13 protein-coding genes are annotated in these 15,829 nt (G+C 75.1%); 6 read left to right on the top strand and 7 right to left on the bottom strand.

The features are described 5' to 3' along the window. Window positions 1-45: 45 nt before the first annotated feature. Window positions 46-1,521 (top strand): nucleobase:cation symporter-2 family protein, encoded by a 1,476-nt coding sequence (locus IE109_RS04335; protein WP_189549208.1) that lies wholly within the window; start codon window positions 46-48, stop codon window positions 1,519-1,521. A 316-nt stretch (window positions 1,522-1,837) separates the two neighbouring features. On the opposite strand, the gene IE109_RS04330 is transcribed toward IE109_RS04335, so the two are convergent. Further along, the gene (locus tag IE109_RS04330) at window positions 1,838-2,419 is read right to left on the bottom strand and encodes a TIGR03086 family metal-binding protein (RefSeq protein ID WP_189549206.1); all 582 of its coding nucleotides are present in this window, start codon (window positions 2,417-2,419) and stop codon (window positions 1,838-1,840) included. 237 nt (window positions 2,420-2,656) lie between these two features. Between IE109_RS04330 and IE109_RS04325 the strand changes: the two genes are divergently transcribed. Together IE109_RS04325 and IE109_RS04320 are read left to right on the top strand one after the other, a co-directional pair. Continuing rightward, window positions 2,657-4,837, top strand: a complete 2,181-nt coding sequence (locus tag IE109_RS04325) for a hypothetical protein (protein ID WP_189549204.1) — start codon at window positions 2,657-2,659, stop codon at window positions 4,835-4,837. A 63-nt stretch (window positions 4,838-4,900) separates the two neighbouring features. Then, a complete protein-coding gene (locus IE109_RS04320) occupies window positions 4,901-5,866 on the top strand; it encodes a fibronectin type III domain-containing protein (RefSeq protein ID WP_229890533.1) in 966 nt (321 codons plus the stop codon). A gap of 98 nt (window positions 5,867-5,964) precedes the next feature. Here IE109_RS04320 and aceB read toward each other — a convergent pair whose 3' ends face one another. Next, window positions 5,965-7,587, bottom strand: a complete 1,623-nt coding sequence (gene aceB / locus IE109_RS04315; protein ID WP_189549200.1) for a malate synthase A — start codon at window positions 7,585-7,587, stop codon at window positions 5,965-5,967. A 228-nt stretch (window positions 7,588-7,815) separates the two neighbouring features. After that, window positions 7,816-8,427, bottom strand: coding sequence for a nucleotidyltransferase family protein (locus tag IE109_RS04310; protein ID WP_189549198.1), 612 nt, complete (start codon window positions 8,425-8,427; stop codon window positions 7,816-7,818). Window positions 8,428-8,580: 153 nt separating this feature from the next. Here IE109_RS04310 and IE109_RS04305 point away from each other — a divergent pair, with 153 nt between their 5' ends. Then, window positions 8,581-10,440, top strand: coding sequence for a protein kinase domain-containing protein (locus IE109_RS04305; RefSeq protein ID WP_189549196.1), 1,860 nt, complete (start codon window positions 8,581-8,583; stop codon window positions 10,438-10,440). A gap of 34 nt (window positions 10,441-10,474) precedes the next feature. Here the strand turns inward: IE109_RS04305 and IE109_RS04300 are convergent, their stop codons facing one another. From IE109_RS04300 to IE109_RS04290, 3 genes are all read right to left on the bottom strand, one after another. Then, window positions 10,475-10,960 carry a cupin domain-containing protein gene (locus IE109_RS04300; RefSeq protein WP_189549194.1) on the bottom strand — a complete coding sequence of 162 codons (486 nt, stop codon included), beginning with the start codon at window positions 10,958-10,960 and terminating at the stop codon, window positions 10,475-10,477. Window positions 10,961-11,151: 191 nt separating this feature from the next. Then, the gene (locus IE109_RS04295; RefSeq protein ID WP_189549192.1) at window positions 11,152-11,772 is read right to left on the bottom strand and encodes a response regulator; all 621 of its coding nucleotides are present in this window, start codon (window positions 11,770-11,772) and stop codon (window positions 11,152-11,154) included. After that, the gene (locus IE109_RS04290) at window positions 11,769-12,941 is read right to left on the bottom strand and encodes a sensor histidine kinase (protein WP_189549190.1); all 1,173 of its coding nucleotides are present in this window, start codon (window positions 12,939-12,941) and stop codon (window positions 11,769-11,771) included. The genes IE109_RS04295 and IE109_RS04290 overlap by 4 nt, the downstream gene beginning before the upstream one ends. Before the next feature lie 112 nt (window positions 12,942-13,053). Here IE109_RS04290 and IE109_RS04285 point away from each other — a divergent pair, with 112 nt between their 5' ends. Next, entirely contained in the window at window positions 13,054-14,118 is a 1,065-nt protein-coding gene (locus IE109_RS04285; RefSeq protein WP_189549188.1) for an ABC transporter permease, read from the top strand. After that, window positions 14,115-14,789, top strand: coding sequence for an ABC transporter ATP-binding protein (locus IE109_RS04280; RefSeq protein WP_189549187.1), 675 nt, complete (start codon window positions 14,115-14,117; stop codon window positions 14,787-14,789). Before IE109_RS04285 ends, IE109_RS04280 begins: the two co-directional genes overlap by 4 nt. A 41-nt stretch (window positions 14,790-14,830) precedes the next feature. On the opposite strand, the gene IE109_RS04275 is transcribed toward IE109_RS04280, so the two are convergent. Further along, on the bottom strand, window positions 14,831-15,640 hold the full coding sequence (locus IE109_RS04275) for an IclR family transcriptional regulator (protein ID WP_189549186.1): 810 nt from the start codon (window positions 15,638-15,640) through the stop codon (window positions 14,831-14,833). Window positions 15,641-15,829: the final 189 nt, after the last annotated feature.

Below are 15,829 nucleotides of genomic sequence, written 5' to 3'. Positions count from 1 at the left end.
GAAACCCACGTCCCCGAGCACGTGTAACCGACCGGAGGAACCCACGTGGCCGCCAAGCCCAGGTTTCGCAACGACGCAGACGCCACCGACGCCCCCGAGGGCGCCGACGCAGGAGCCGCCCCGGCGGACCGGAAGCACCCGGTCGACGAGACGCTCCCGCCCCTGAGGATGTTCACCAGCGGCCTCCAGCATGTGGCCGCCATGTACGCGGGCGTGGTGGCCCCGCCCCTGATAGTCGGAGCCGCCGTCGGGCTCTCGGGCACCGAACTCACCTTCCTCACCGGTGCCAGCCTCTTCACCGCCGGCCTCGCCACCTTCCTGCAGACCCTCGGCGTCTGGAAGATCGGCGCCCGGCTGCCGTTCGTCAACGGCGTCACCTTCGCCGGTGTCGCCCCGATGCTCGCCATCGTCGACACCACCGACGACAAGGCCGACGCCCTCCCGGTCATCTTCGGCGCGATCATCGTCGCCGGCCTGCTGGGGTTCATCGCCGCCCCGTACTTCAGCAAGCTCGTCCGGTTCTTCCCGCCGGTCGTCACCGGCACCGTCATCACCCTGATCGGGGTCTCCCTGCTGCCGGTCGCCTTCGGCTGGGCCCAGGGGCCCGATCCGGCGGCGAAGGACTACGGGTCGACGACCTACCTCACCCTCGCGGCGATCACCCTGGCCCTGGTCCTGGTGCTGCGGCGGTTCACCCGGGGGTTCGTCAAGCAGATCGCGGTCCTCATCGGGCTGGTCCTGGGCACGCTGATCGCCGTACCGTTCGGCGTCACCGACTTCACCCCCGTCATCGAGGCGGACGTCGTCGGCTTCCCGGCGCCGTTCCACTTCGGCGCACCGCAGTTCGCGCTCGCCGCGATCATCTCCATGTGCGTGGTGATGCTCGTGTCGATGACCGAGTCGACCGCCGACATGCTGGCGCTCGGCGAGATCGTCGAGCGGCCCGCCGACGAGAAGACCATCGCGGCCGGCCTGCGCGCCGACACCCTCGGCTCGGCCATCAGCCCGCTCTTCAACGGCTTCATGTGCAGCGCCTTCGCCCAGAACATCGGCCTCGTGGCGATGACCAGGATCCGCAGCAGGTTCGTGGTCGCGGCGGGCGGCGGCTTCCTGGTCCTCATGGGCCTGTCGCCGGTCGCCGCCTCCCTGATCTCGGTCGTCCCGCGCCCGGTGCTCGGCGGCGCCGGTGTCGTCCTGTTCGGATCGGTCGCGGCCAGCGGCATCCAGACCCTGGTCAAGGCCGGTCTGGAGAAGGACAACAACGTCCTGATCGTGGCGGTCTCGCTGGCCGTGGGCATCATCCCGATCACCGAGCCGGAGTTCTACCACGCCTTCCCGGAGACCGCGAAGATCATTCTGGACTCCGGCATCTCCACCGGCTGCGTCGCCGCCGTCCTGCTCAACCTGGTCTTCAACCACCTGGGCAAGGGAGGCCGCGACGCCGACGAGGTCACCGCCCCCATGGAACCGGGGGAGGAGATCTCCGAGACCCGCGCCGCCAGGCCGGCACCGGCGCGCTGACGGCCGCAGGGCCGGATCGGTGGGCGCGTACGGCACCGGCGGTGCCGTACGCGCCGTGCGCCCGTTCAGGCCCCGGCCACGCCGTCCGCCGCCGGCGCCCCGGGACGAACCCGTCGCCGGCGGAGTCGTACACGCCGGGCCGCGGACGGCGTGCCCCGGACCCGGTCCCGCCGCCATCCGGCGGGGGCATCGAGCCTCTCCGGGCACGAGCGGCGCTCGGGGGAGTCGCCTTCCGGCACGGCCTCTGAGGTGCCCGGGCCCCCGTCCGGCGCGCGGTACGGGGCCCAGGGGTGGGTGCCGACAGGGCGCACCGAGGTCAGGCGTTCGCCGAGGGGCTCCAGTCGGGGCGCCGGCCACTGAGGCCGACCACCTGGTCGAGCAGCGGAGCACCGTCCGGTACGGGGACGGGCCGGCCGAACGGGCTCTGCTCCGAGTCCTCGGCAGCGGAGCCGAGCAGGGCGCGGGAGGCCTCCAGGGACGCGTCGTCCGGCGCGTACTCCTGGCCGGTGGCCCGCGCCAGGTCCCACCCGTGGACCAGCACCTCGTTCAGCGCGACCAGCCCCGCCACCTCGCCCGGCAGGACGACCCCGCCCGCCCGGGTGGTGCCCGCCCAGGCGTCCGGCTCCCGCCACGCGGCGGCGAGCTCGTCGAGCCGGCGGGGGAGCGCGGCACGCCAGTCGTCGTCGAGTGGCGGCAGGCCGGACTGCGGGCTGGTGTCGGTGGTGGGCCCGAACGCCTTCCTCCCGGCGTCCCGGAAGGCGACCGCGAGGCCCGCCAGGTGGGCCAACAGGTCCCGGACGGTGTAGTCCGGGCAGGGCGTCGGGCCGTCGAGCCGGTCGTCGGCGACACCCTCCAGCAGGTCCGCCACCCGACGGGTCGCGGGTCCGAGATCGAGCATGGCTGCCTCCGTGTGCTTGTCCATGTGAGGGCAGACCGCCGGCGGCCCGGAAACTCATCGTTTCACCGGACCGGGGCGGGAGCCGCACGCGCGTGCCCGCCGTCGAGCGCCGCCTCCCCGCCCCGGGCCCGTCGAGCGCCGCAGCCGCGCGCCCACCGGGCGACGGCGTCGCCTGAACGGGCTAGCCACCCGGGCGCGCGACCGCCCCCGCGCGGGCGGGGCCCATACGCTCCCCGAGTGACCGTTCTCCGTACACCCGCCCCGAACACCGGACTCGCCGACTTCCTGGCCCGGGCGGACAAGGAACGCGAGGCCCGCGGCGAAGACCCCCTGCCCGCGCGCCCCGCGGACGCCGTCCTCACGCTGCTCGCCCTGCGCGGCGCCGACCGCAGGACCGGTGTGCCCGAGCCGACGGCGCGCCTGCTGGGCCCCGTGCTCCACGAGGACCTGCCCGTGCTGCTGTGGGGCACCCCTGAGGAGGTCGACGCGGTCCCGGAGATCCTCGCCGCGCTCGCCGGCCGGCTCCGGGCGGACGGCCGGCTGAACGCCAAGCGGCATGCCCGGCTGCTCACCGCGATCGAGGAGGCCGTACCGGAGTTCCGCCGTGCCATGGCCGATCCGTGGAACCTGACCTGGCCGCGCTGGTACGCGTCCCTGCTGCGCGCCGACGGCGTGGACGCCGGCGACCCCGACGCCGTACGGGCGTGGCTCGCCGCCCACGAGGACACCCCGCACGCCGACCGCCCGGCCCTCCCCGCGCCGCTGCACCGCTCCGACGTCGCCGCCCGCACGTTCGCGGTCCGCGTCCGGCTGGGCGAGGCGCTGCTCGCGGCCTTCGCGCGGGACGTGGAGGCGCCGTCCCCGGCCGGCCCGCTGCTGCCCGGCCTCCTCCTGGACGCCGACCGTCCCGACGAGGAGCTCCCCGCCGAGCTGGAGCGGGTCGCCGCAGCGCTCGGCGACCGCTGGACGGCCGCGGGCCTGGGCGAGGCGCTCGCCGAACCGGACGGCCCGCACGCCGCCCTCGCGCCCGGCCCCGAGTCGATCCCCCACTTCGCCCTCGCGGACCGGCTGCTCGGCGAGCAACTCGACTACTACGGCGACGCCACGAGGCCCCTCCCCCCGCCGCCCGAACCGCCCGCCCCGGACCGGATCCGGGCGCTGCTGCACGCCGCCCCCCTGCCGGCCGCGCTCGCGGCGGGCTCCGGCGACGTGCCGCCCGCGATCGCCGAGCGCTGCTTCACCGGACCGGCCGCCGCCGTCTGGGCCGACGGCACCCCCGAGGAGCTGACCGACCTGGCGGCGGACGTCCTGGCGGCGGTCGTCGAGGACGTCGGCGCCACCTCCGGCTCGGAGTACGCGCTGGACGCCGCGCACCTGCTGTACGCGCTGTACGAGCGGGGCGGCACCCCCGACTCCGTCGTCCGCAAGGCGGCCGAGAGCGGCGGGCTGCCGGTCGACCCGGACCTGGAGGACGCCCCCGTCCCGGTCCCGGACGGCGGGCCGGACGGGCGGCCGTACGCGATGCCGTCCCGCGACCGGCTCCCCGCCCTGCTGGGCGTCCCGGCCCCGGACCTGGACGACCTGGTGGAGCCGGCGGACCTGGAGGCCCACGCCCGGGCCCTGGCGGAGGTGGTCGACCGGCTGGCCGCGACGGGCTGCGTCTTCCGGGCGGGCGACGCCTACGGCCTCACCCCGCTGGGCGGCGCCGTCGTCCGGCGGGTCCTGACCGCCGGGCACGTCGCGGCCCCCGGCGACGAGGAGATCTCGGAGTGGGAGGCCGCCGAGGTGGTCGCCGCCGTCGGGAGCTGGCCGGAGCGGACGGCCGCCGACGCGCTGACCCGCTGGACGGCGGGCCGGGGCGTCACCGCCTGGGGCGAGCTGCTCGGCGCCGTCGAGGCGGCGAAGGCCGCGGACTTCCACGGCGTCGACACCGCCGGGCTGTTCGCCCGCCTCGCGCTCGCCGCCGTCCCCGCCGAGGCCCTGCGCGGCGCGCTCACCCACCCCGCCACCGGGGCCCGCGCCCACCGGCTGCTGGCCGCGCGGGGGGAGGCGGCCCCCCGGGACGCCGAGCGCGTGCCGCAGGACGCCCGCGCGGTGCTGACCCTTGAGGAGCTGGACGACCACCGCCACCGCGACCTGCGGGCCCGTCCGCCCGCCGCCGGCGCGGCGGAACCGGACGCCGGCGCCCGGGCGCTGCCCGGTGCCTTCGACGCCGCCGCCTCCCACTGGCCCGGCGGCGCCCGGGCCCTGGCCGGGGCACTGGTCCGGGCCGACCGGGACACCGCCCGCGACGTCATGGACGCCCTCGCCGCCCATCACCCCGACCCGGAGGTCGCGACCCTGGCCGAGCACACCGTGAAGGCGCTGCGACGGACGAACGCGGGGAAGCGCCGCGACCGATGGCGTCCGCGCTCTTGAAGCCTCCCCCCACGTATGCCATACAGGTCTGGACCAATACCCAGTCGTACGTGGAGGCCGACCGTGCAACGCCCGTTCACCGCCGCCGTGTCGACCATCGCCGCCGCCCTCCTGCTCGGCGGGTGCGGCGGTGGCGCGGACGCGGACGAGGCCAGGGACACCGAACGCCCCTCCACCCCCGCCGGGGTCACCGCCCAGGCCGGCAGCGCCACCTCCGTGCACGTCATGTGGGAGCGCTCGACGGACGACAGGGCGGTCACCGGCTACGACGTGCTCCAGGAGGGCCGGAAGGTCGCGGCGGTCCCCGCCGGCCGGACCATGGTCGACGTCGAGCGGCTGAAGCCCTCGACCGCGTACCGTTTCACCGTCCGCGCCCGGGACGCCGCGGGCAACCTGTCCGCGCCCGGCGCCGCCGTACCCGTGACCACCCCCGCGTCCGCCCCGGACGACACCACGCCGCCCACCCGCCCGCCGGCCCTGCGCGGCACGGTGGAGGGCAGCCGCGCGGTCACCCTCACCTGGGGGCGCGCCACCGACGCCGCCGGGGTCACCGCCTACGACGTCTACCAGGCCGGCTCCCGCGTCCACAGCGTCCCCGGCGACGCCACCTCCGCGCGCCTGGCCAACCTGCGCCCGGGCACCGTCTACACCTTCACCGTCCGGGCCCGCGACGCCGCCGACAACTCCTCGCCCGACAGCCCCCCGGTCGACCTCACGACCACCCCGGCCCCCGGCTCCGGCCCCAGCACCGCCCCCACCGGCCTCACCGCGACGGCCCGCAAGGGCGCGGTCGCGCTGACCTGGACGCCGCCGGCCACCGGCGCCCCCGTCAAGGAGCACCAGCTGTTCCTGAACGGCGCCTTCGCCACCACCATCGTCTGGGGCGCCCAGCCCCCGCCGGGCGAGGTGACCTACACCTTCACCGTCACCGACGCCCCCGGCACCCGCTACACCGTCAAACTCCGCGCCAAACTCCCGGACGGCACCTGGGGCGACTTCTCGGCCCAGCGCACGGTGGTGATGCCCTGACCCGCCCGTTCCCGGAGCCGAGGACCGGGGCGGGCAGGACTCCGCCCCCTGACGTCGTGCGTCGTCAGGGGGCGGAGCGGTCCTCGCGGCGGTGCGGGTCAGCCGACGAGGCGGTCGTACGCGGGGAGGGTGAGGAAGTCCGCGTAGTCCTCGTCGAGCGAGACCTGGAGGAGCAGGTCGTGGGCCTGCTGCCAGCGGCCGGCCGTGAAGGCGTCCTCGCCGATCTCCGCGCGGATCGCGGCCAGTTCCTCGGCCGCGATCCGGCGGGCGAGCTCGGGCGTGGCCGTCTCGCCGTTCTCGAAGACGACGCCCGCGTTGATCCACTGCCAGATCTGCGAGCGCGAGATCTCGGCCGTGGCCGCGTCCTCCATCAGGTTGAAGATCGCCACCGCGCCGAGGCCGCGCAGCCACGCCTCGATGTAGCGGATGCCGACCTGGACGGCGTTGCGCAGGCCCTCGTACGTCGGCTTCGCGTCGAGCGAGTCGATGGCGATGAGGTCGCCCGGGGCCACCGAGACGTCCTCGCGCAGGCGGTCCTTCTGGTGGGGGCGGTCGCCCAGGACGGCGTCGAAGGAGGCCATCGCGATCGGGACCAGGTCGGGGTGGGCGACCCAGGAGCCGTCGAAGCCGTCGTTCGCCTCGCGGTCCTTGTCGGCCTTCACCTTCTCGAAGGCGACCTTGTTGACCTCGGGGTCCTTGCGGGACGGGATGAAGGCCGCCATGCCGCCGATCGCGTGCGCGCCCCGCTTGTGGCAGGTGCGCACCAGCAGTTCGGTGTAGGCGCGCATGAACGGGGCCGTCATGGTCACCGCGTTGCGGTCCGGGAGGACGAACTTCCGCCCGCCGTCACGGAAGTTCTTGACGATCGAGAAGAGGTAGTCCCAGCGGCCGGCGTTGAGGCCCGCCGCGTGGTCGCGCAGCTCGTAGAGGATCTCCTCCATCTCGTACGCCGCCGTGATCGTCTCGATCAGCACGGTCGCGCGGACGGTGCCCTGCGGGATGCCGACGTAGTCCTGGGCGAAGACGAAGATGTCGTTCCAGAGACGGGCCTCCAGGTGGGACTCCGTCTTCGGCAGGTAGAAGTACGGGCCCTTGCCCAGGTCGATGAGGCGCTGGGCGTTGTGGAAGAAGTACAGGCCGAAGTCGACCAGTGCTCCGGGGACCGGGCGGCCGCCGAAGCGCAGGTGGCGCTCCTCCAGGTGCCAGCCGCGCGGGCGCATGACGACCGTCGCCAGCTGGTCTGCCGGCTTGAGGGCGTACGCCTTGCCGGTGCGCGGGTCGGTGAAGTCGATCTTCCGCTCGTAGGCGTCGATCAGGTTGAGCTGGCCGAGGACGACGTTCTCCCACGTGGGGGCGGACGCGTCTTCGAAGTCCGCGAGCCAGACCTTGGCGCCCGAGTTCAGGGCGTTGATGGTCATCTTGCGGTCGGTCGGGCCGGTGATCTCGACACGGCGGTCGTTCAGCGCGGCCGGGGCCGGCGCGACCTTCCAGCTGTCGTCCTCGCGGAGCTGTGCGGTCTCCGGGAGGAAGTCCAGGGTGCTGGTGCGGGCGATCTCGGCGCGGCGCTCGGCGCGGCGGGCGAGGAGCTCGTCACGCCGCGGCGTGAAGCGCCGGTGCAGCTCGGCCACGAAGGCCAGGGCCGCGTCGGTGAGGACCTCGTCCTGCCGGGGCAGGGGCTCGGCTTCGACGATGGCCAGCGGGGACGGCGCTGGTGCGGACATGAGCTGTCACTTCCTTCAGCGGGGACTGTGGCGCGGCGCGTGCAGCGGCCGCCGGGCGTACGCGCGCGGCACTGAGTGCCGCGGGTGCCGAGATACGGTCACGGGCGCCTTCTGACGATCGGGTGCTTCTGATCAGTGGATACTAGTTTCCTCATAGTGGAAGTTCAATGGTTTGTTGATGTCGAGATTCTCCGGGTCGACACAACATGGCGCTCGGTGCCATGCCGTTCACTCCAGGTGCGCCAGGTCCTGCGGGGTGTCGATGTCGTACGCCTCGGCCACGTCCCCGCACTCGACGAGGACGACCGCTCCCCGGTGCTCCCTCAGATAGGCGCGTGCCCCCCGGTCCCCCTCCGCACTCGCCCCCACGCCCGCCCACCGGTCCGCCCCGATCAGGACCGGATGCCCGCGCTTCCCCTCGTACGCGGCGGCCACCAGCGCGTCGCGCGTGCGGTACGCGGCGGCCACCCGCCGCACCGCCTCCGGCCCGATCCCGGGCTGGTCCACCAGCGACACGAGCGCCGCGTCCGCGGTGCCCGCCGCGGCGAGCGACGCCAGCCCCGCGCGCAGCGACGAGCCCATCCCCTCCGCCCAGTCCGGGTTGTCGACCAGGACGCAGCCGGGCAGCGAGGCCCTCTCCCGCACCGAGCCGGCGGCGGCGCCCAGCACCACGTGCACCACCTCGCAGCCCCCCGCCCGGAGGGCGCCCACCGCGTGCTCGACCAGTGGCCGCCCCCGGTGCTCCAGCAGGGCCTTGGGGCGGCCGCCGAGCCGCCGCCCGCCGCCCGCCGCGAGCAGGAGCCCGGCGATCCGCGGTCCCTCTGTCGTCGTATGTCCCATGTGGAGTGCATACCGCATGCGCACGTCCCCGCGCGCGGGTGAACAGGGGGCCGCGCCTTGGATAAGGTGCGGGTCCGGGATCGAATCGATCCGGCGGTGATCAGCGATGATCAGCAGGGACAGTGCGAAGTCCGTTACGGGGGACATGGGTTGATGAGTGGTGGTCCGGCACGCCAGGGAACGGTTTTCCAGCCGCTCGAGGACGACGACCCGCGATCGGTGGCCGGGTACCGGCTCGCCGCGCGGCTCGGCGCCGGCGGCATGGGCAAGGTGTACCTCTCGTACACCCCGGGCGGACGGCCGGTCGCCATCAAGGTGATCCGGCCCGACTTCGCCGAGGACGCCGAGTTCCGGCGCCGGTTCGCGCAGGAGGTGCAGGCCGCCCAGCGCGTCCAGGGCCTGTACACCGCGCCCGTCATCGACTCCGACACCGACGCCCGCCAGCCCTGGCTGGCCACCGCGTACGTCCCCGGCCCCTCCCTCGCCGACGCGGTGCAGGCCCACGGCCGGCTGCCCGTCGACACGGTGCTGCTCCTGGTGGCGGGCATCGCCGAGGCCCTCCAGGTCATCCACGGCGCCGGGATCGTCCACCGCGACCTCAAGCCCGCGAACGTCCTGCTCGCCGCCGACGGGCCCCGTGTGATCGACTTCGGTATCGCGCGCGCCGCCGACGCCACCTCGCTCACCGGCAGCGGGGTGACCATCGGCACCCCGTCGTTCATGTCGCCCGAACAGGCGGCCGGCCGCACGGTCACCGCCGCCACCGACATCTTCGCGCTCGGCCAGGTCACGGCGTACGCGGCGATCGGCAGCCCCGCCTTCGGCGAGGGCACCTCCCACGGCGTGCTGTACCGGATCGTCCACGAGGAGCCGCGCCTCGACGGACTCCCGGACCGGCTCCGCGAGTTGGTGAGCCGCTGCCTGGCGAAGGACCCGGCGGCGCGCCCCTCCGTCACCGACATCCTGGCGCTCTGCCAGGCCGCCAGCGACCAGACCGCGCTGCGCCGCCCGGAGGAGTGGCTGCCGGGCGCCGTCGCCGCCGACATCACCACCCGAGCGGCGGCGCCCGCCCCGGCGGCGGCCACCACGCCCCCGCCGCCCGCCCAGCCCCCGACCGCCCCGGCGACCCCGCCGCCCTTCCAGGCCGCCGCACCGGCGCCCCACCCCCCGACCGCTCACGCGGCCCCGGCGACCCCGCCGCCCGGCTTCGGCCCGCCGCCCGCCGCCCACGCCCCCACGCCGCCCCCGACCGCGAACCCGAACCCCGGCCCGAACCCGGCGTACGGCTACCCGCAGGCCCACGCCACGCCGCCGCCGTACGCCGTCACCGGACCGGCCCCGGTCACGGCCGCCGCCCCCGTCCCGCCCCGCAGGAAGACGAAGCGGAACCTGATGCTCGGCCTCACCGCCGCGCTGCTCGTCGCCGGGCTCACCGGCGGCGGCGTCTACGTGATGATGTCGGGCGACGACCCCAAGGACGGCGGCCGGACGGAGAGCCGCGACCAGCCCAGGACCGACCCCACCCCCCAGCCCCCGGCGACCGGGGACAGCGGGACCGGCGGAGCCGGCCCCACGCCCGACACGCCCGCCTCCCAGGAGCCGCCGGAGCCGGTCGCCAACCCGACGCCCGCCACGTACCAGGGCATCGACCTCACGGACGGCTACCACCTGACGCTGGGCGACGACCCCGTCAAGCCGCTCGGCGACGACGCCAACGTGGACGTCGCCTACGACTGGAACCTGGAGAAGATCTCCGTCGAGGACGGGCGGCTCATCCTGCTGCGCACGGGCCAGAAGGGCGACCTGGACACCTGCCGGACCGAGACCCGGTACGCCGACCGGGTCGACCTCGACTCCCTGTCCAAGGGATCCCAGCTGTGCGTCCTGACCAACGGCGGGCACGTCGGCCTCGTGACGTACCAGGGCAGGTCGCCCGAGTCCGACCCCAGTCACTACGTCACGCTCGACGTGACCGTGTGGCGCGGCGCGATCGCCCCGGAAGCCACCTCCTGAGTTTCGCCGCGGGAGTGGCGCGCGGTGGAACTCTTCAGCAACAGCCCCGCCAGGGAGTGTCCGGAACAGTGCTTCCCTCCCGCGTGTCCGTTTCTTCGAGCCGGTACAGCTCCGGCACGGAAACCTTGATCGGCTCCTGTGTGGTCCGGGCGATCACGACGACCGCGGGCTCGATCGGGTCGGGGTTCTCCTCCCTGTGCGGGACGAACGGCGGAACGAGGAAGAAGTCACCGGGTCCGGCGGCCAGCCGTACCTCCTGTGTGCCGTCGTGATAGACGAACACGGGGTGACCGCTGACCACGTAGACACCCGCCTCCGAGTCGCCGTGGTGGTGATTGTCCGTGGAACTCAGAGGCGGGTTCACCACCATGCCCATCCAGAGCTTCTCGGAGCCGACCGTGCCGCCGCTGATGGCGGCGTGACCGTCCAGCTCGCCGGCCCGGATGCGGTGGACCCGGTTGTTCGGCGGCGCGTCGTCACCGGCGCTCCGTTCGCTTCCGCTGGCTGCGTGAGTCGTCATGGTGCTGCCTCCCCATTTCGGCGGTCCGGGCGGGAACCAGGCTGCGCGCTCGTGCCCCGGGCGGCCAACGGACTTTGCGGGTACGGCAAGGCGCAGGCGTCCGGGACGACGACCGGCAGGACCGATCCGGCGCGCGACGCCCCCGGCCGGCCGCTCGGACACCATGCCTCCGACGACGTGCCCGGGGGCGGTCAGCGGCGGATCAGGCGGCGGGCCGTGGCCGCCGCCACCGCCGCCGTCCGCGAGTCGACGCCCAGCTTGGCGTAGACGTGCACCAGATGGGACTTCACCGTCGCCTGACTGAGGAAGAGCCGCTTGCTGATCTGCTGGTTGGACAGGCCCTCCCCGACCAGTCGCAGCACCTCCAGCTCCCGCTTGGTGAGCGCCTGCGCCGGCGTCCGCATCCGGTCCATCAACCGGTGCGCCACCGCGGGGGCGAGCGCGGACCGGCCCGCCGCCGCCGTGCGGACCGCCGCCGCCAGCTCCTCCGGCGGCGCGTCCTTGAGCAGGTAGCCGCTCGCGCCCGCCTCGACGGCCGCCAGGATGTCGGCGTCCGTGTCGTACGTGGTGAGCACCAGCACCCGCGGCGCCCCCGGACGGGCGGTGATCACGGCCGTCGCCTCCGAGCCGTGCATCCCGGCGCCGAACTGGAGGTCCATCAGTACGACGTCCACGCCTCCGGCCAGCTCGACCGCCCGCTCGGCGGTGGCGGCCTCGGCGACCACCGTGAAGTCCGGCTCCGTGTCCAGGACGGCGCGCAGCCCCGCGCGGACCACCGGGTGGTCGTCGGCCAGCAGCAGACGGACGGTCATCCGACCCCTCCCGAACGCAGCGGAAGGGCCACCGCCACGGCGGTGCCCTGGCCGGGCGCGGACTCGACGGTGAACGTGCCGCCCAGCGACTCCGCCCGCGACCGCATCGCCGGCAGGCCGAAACCGCCCGCCGGGGACGGCGTCCGGGACCCGGGGCCGAAGCCCCTGCCGTCGTCGACCACGTCCAGCGTGACGGAGGCGTCCATGAACGTCAGGGTGATCCCGGCGCGCTGCGCGCCCGCGTGCCGCACCGTGTTCGCCAGCGCCGACTGGGCGATCCGCAGCAGCGCCACCTCGTACGGCGTCGGCAGCGCGACCGGCGTGCCGCTCACCGCGAACCGGACCCGCGGCCCCGCCCCCGGCCCGCGCGTCTCGCACAGCCGCTCCAGCGCCGCCGCCAGCGAGCCGTGCTCCAAGTCGGCCGGGGCCAGCGCCCGGACGAACCGCCGTGCCTCCGCCAGGTTGTCCTGGGCGGTCCGCCGCGCCCGCTCGATGTGCCCGGCCGCGACCGGGGAGCTCTCCGGCAGGGCGCGCTCGGCGGCCCGCAGCAGCAGCTGGATCGACGACAGGCCCTGCGCCAGCGTGTCGTGGATCTCGCGGGCCAGCCGCTCCCGCTCGGCCAGGGTGCCCGCGTGCCGTTCGGCGGCGGCCAGCTCCGCCCGCGTCGAGGTCAGCTCCTCCACCAGCCGCCGGTGCCGCTCGCTCTCCCGGTACAGCGCCTGATAGCCGAGGACGGTGGCCACGGCGACGGCCGCGCCCAGCAGCGGGCCGATGAACGCCCCCGGGCTGAGCGGCGCGCCATGGTGTACGTACGACAGGATCGCCGCGCCCGCGGTGGCCGCGACGGCCGGCAGCGACCAGCGTACGGGCAGCAGGTGCAGGTGCAGGAAGTACAGCGGGAAGGCCAGCCACAGACCGTCCGGAGTGACCGCCAGCAGCACCAGCCACGACGCGGTCAGGGCACCCAGCCACAGCGCGGCGGCCGGCCGGGACTCCCGCACGGCACGCAGGGCGGACCCCACCGCGTACACCGCGCCCGTGGCGGCCGCCGCGGCGACGGCGGCCGGGGTCGCGGCCCGCAGCGCGGCCGGCGCCAGCAGCCCCGCCACCAGCAGGTGCGGACAGACGCGCAGGACGCGCAGGACAGGGGTGAGGGAACGGGGATCCATGACTCGTCCAGCGTAGGCGGACCCGGCGCCTGCGCCCTCAACCGAAAGGTTGACGCCGTGCCCGTCCGGCGTGCGATGCCGGCCCGGGGCGCTCGTCGGCAGGCTGGGCCGCATGTTCGTGGCATGGAGAGACCTGCGCTTCGCCAAGGGGCGATTCACGTTGATGGGCACGGTGATCGTGCTGATCACCCTGCTCGTCGGGCTGCTGTCCGGGCTGACGGCCGGGCTTGCCCGGGAGAACGTCTCGGCGATCACCGGACTGCCCGCCGACCGGCTGGCCTTCGCCGCCCCGCCGCCCGGCCGGCCGGTGTCCTTCACCGGCTCGGTGCTGGCGGAGGAGGCGTGGCGGACCTGGGCGCGGCAGCCGGGCGTCACCGCCGCCGAGCCCGTCGGCATCCGCACGCTGGACGCGGCGGCCGGTGACCGCACTGCGGCGGTCTCGGCGTTCGGCAGCGAGCCGGGCGCCGGGATCGGCCCCCGCAGCGCGGACCTGGCCCCCGGGCGCGTGGTGCTGTCGGCCCCGGCCGCCGGGGACCTGGGCGTGGGGCCCGGCGACCGGGTGCGGCTGGGCCGGCTGGAGGTGACGGTCGCCGCGGTCGCGGGCGACGCCTCGTACAGCCACACGCCGGTGGTGTGGACGTCCCTCGCCGACTGGTACGCCCTCGCGGGCACGGGGGCGACGGTCGTCGCGCTGCGGGGCGAGGGCATCGACCCGGCGGCGGGGGACCGGGCCGCCGGCACCCGGAGCACGACCGTCGACGAGGCACTCGACGCCATCGGGTCCTACCGCGCCGAGAACGGCAGCCTGCGCCTCATGCGCGGCTTCCTCTTCGCGATCTCGGCGCTCGTCATCGGGGCGTTCTTCACGGTGTGGACGATCCAGCGCAGCGGCGACGTGGCGGTGCTGAAGGCACTCGGCGCCTCCACCCCGTACCTCCTCAAGGACGCCCTCGGGCAGGCGGCTTCGATGCTGGCCGCCGGGATCCTGCTCGGGACCGGGCTGGCCGCCGGTGCCGGCGCGCTGGTGGGGCGGGGCGACGTGCCCTTCGCGCTCGAACCGCTCGCCCTGCTCGGCCCCGCCGCCGTGATGGCCCTGCTCGGGACGCTCGGCGCGGCCCTGGCCATCCGGCGGATCACCGCCGTCGACCCCCTCACCGCGCTCGGGAGCGCCCGATGAGCCTGCACCTGGTGGACGTGACCCTGACCTACCCGGACGGCGACGGGCGGCTGACCGCGCTGGACGACATGTCCCTGGAGGTCCCGCAGGGCGGCCTGACGGCGGTCGTCGGCCCGTCCGGCTCGGGCAAGTCCAGCCTGCTCGCGGTCGCCGCGACGCTGGTCGCACCGGACCGGGGGCGGGTGGTCGTGGCCGGCACGGACACCGGCACCCTGGACCGGGCCGACCGGGCGGCGCTGCGCCGCGAGCGGATCGGCATCGTCTTCCAGCAGCCGAACCTGCTGCCGTCGCTGACCGCCGCCGAGCAGCTCCGGGTGATGGCGCACCTGGCGGGGCGCGGGCACGGGGAGCGGCGGGCCATGGAGCTCCTCGACGCGGTCGGCCTCGCGGACCTCGCGCGGCGGCGACCCCACCAGCTCTCCGGCGGTCAGCGCCAGCGCGTCAACATCGCGCGGGCGCTGATGAACGACCCGGCCGTCCTGCTGGTCGACGAGCCGACCAGCGCGCTGGACCACGAGCGCGGGGCGGCGGTCCTCGACCTGCTGGCGGTGCTGACCCGGGAGCGCGGCACGGCCACGGTGCTGGTCACCCACGACCGCGCCCACCTGGAGCGGGCGGACCGCACGGTCACCGTCCGGGACGGCAGGCTCTCGGCGGCCGGCTCCGGCTGACCCACCCACCGGGACGGGGACCGGGCGGGCTCCGGGGTGGGTCAGGCGGTGCCGTTGTTGGCGGGGTTGGCCAGGGCCGTGGAGAGTTCGTTGGCGATGCCCTGGAGGATCGGGACGATCCTCTCCGTCGCGGCCTCCGTGACGCGGCCGGCCGGTCCGGAGATGGAGATGGCGGCGGCGGTGGGGGAGTCGGGCACCGAGACCGCGATGCAGCGGACGCCGATCTCCTGTTCGCTGTCGTCGACGGCGAACCCGGCCGCGCGGACCTGCTCCAGGGCCTCCAGGAAGCCGTCCGGAGTGGTGATCGTCTTCTCGGTCGCGGCGGGCATCCCGGTGCGGGCGAGCAGCGCCCGTACCTCCTCCGGCGGGGTGTGGGCCAGCAGCGCCTTGCCCACACCGGTGGAGTGCGGCAGCACGCGCCGGCCGACCTCGGTGAACATGCGCATGGAGTGCTTGGACGGCACCTGGGCGACGTACACGATCTCGTCGCCGTCCAGCAGCGCCATGTTCGCCGTCTCGCCGGTCTCCTCGACGAGCCGGGCCAGGTACGGCCGGGCCCAGGTGCCGAGCAGGCGGGCGGCGGACTCGCCGAGCCGGATGAGGCGGGGCCCGAGCGCGTACCGGCGGTTGGGCTGCTGGCGCACGTAGCCGCAGGCGACCAGCGTGCGCATCAGCCGGTGGATGGTCGGCAGCGGCAGGCCGCTGCTGGTGGAGAGCTCGCTCAGCCCGACCTCGCCCCCGGCGTCGGCCATCCGCTCCAGAAGGTCGAAGGCACGCTCCAGGGACTGGACGCCGCCGGTCGCGGCGGCGGGCTTGGCGGCGTCGGTGGTGCTGGCGCTGGACGTCGGCACGTCAACGGTCCTTTCGAGGCGGATGGGCAAGGCAGCAGCCTACCGGGCCCTTCCGCCGGGCACATCGCCCGCGAAGGGACGTCTTCGCCGGTCAGGCGCTGTTTGTCCGGGTGTCCGCGGGGTTCCGCGAAGGTATGCCGGTCCTCCGCATGTGGGGAGCTACGTTCTCCTGGGTGAAATTCTCTTTCC

The organism is Streptomyces lavendofoliae, assembly GCF_014649735.1.
Lineage (GTDB): Bacteria > Actinomycetota > Actinomycetes > Streptomycetales > Streptomycetaceae > Streptomyces > Streptomyces lavendofoliae.
The sequence above is the reverse complement of the archived record's forward strand: the minus strand, read 5'-3'. Positions and strand labels throughout refer to the sequence as shown.

Coding starts and splice junctions, on each gene's coding strand:
- aceB (WP_189549200.1), bottom strand. CDS start 7,587: ATGTCCGCACCAGCGCCGTCCCCGCTGGCCATCGTCGAAGCCGAGCCC.
- IE109_RS04300 (WP_189549194.1), bottom strand. CDS start 10,960: ATGACGACTCACGCAGCCAGCGGAAGCGAACGGAGCGCCGGTGACGAC.
- IE109_RS04330 (WP_189549206.1), bottom strand. CDS start 2,419: ATGCTCGATCTCGGACCCGCGACCCGTCGGGTGGCGGACCTGCTGGAG.
- IE109_RS04280 (WP_189549187.1), top strand. CDS start 14,115: ATGAGCCTGCACCTGGTGGACGTGACCCTGACCTACCCGGACGGCGAC.
- IE109_RS04295 (WP_189549192.1), bottom strand. CDS start 11,772: ATGACCGTCCGTCTGCTGCTGGCCGACGACCACCCGGTGGTCCGCGCG.
- IE109_RS04290 (WP_189549190.1), bottom strand. CDS start 12,941: ATGGATCCCCGTTCCCTCACCCCTGTCCTGCGCGTCCTGCGCGTCTGT.
- IE109_RS04310 (WP_189549198.1), bottom strand. CDS start 8,427: ATGGGACATACGACGACAGAGGGACCGCGGATCGCCGGGCTCCTGCTC.
- IE109_RS04305 (WP_189549196.1), top strand. CDS start 8,581: ATGAGTGGTGGTCCGGCACGCCAGGGAACGGTTTTCCAGCCGCTCGAG.
- IE109_RS04285 (WP_189549188.1), top strand. CDS start 13,054: ATGTTCGTGGCATGGAGAGACCTGCGCTTCGCCAAGGGGCGATTCACG.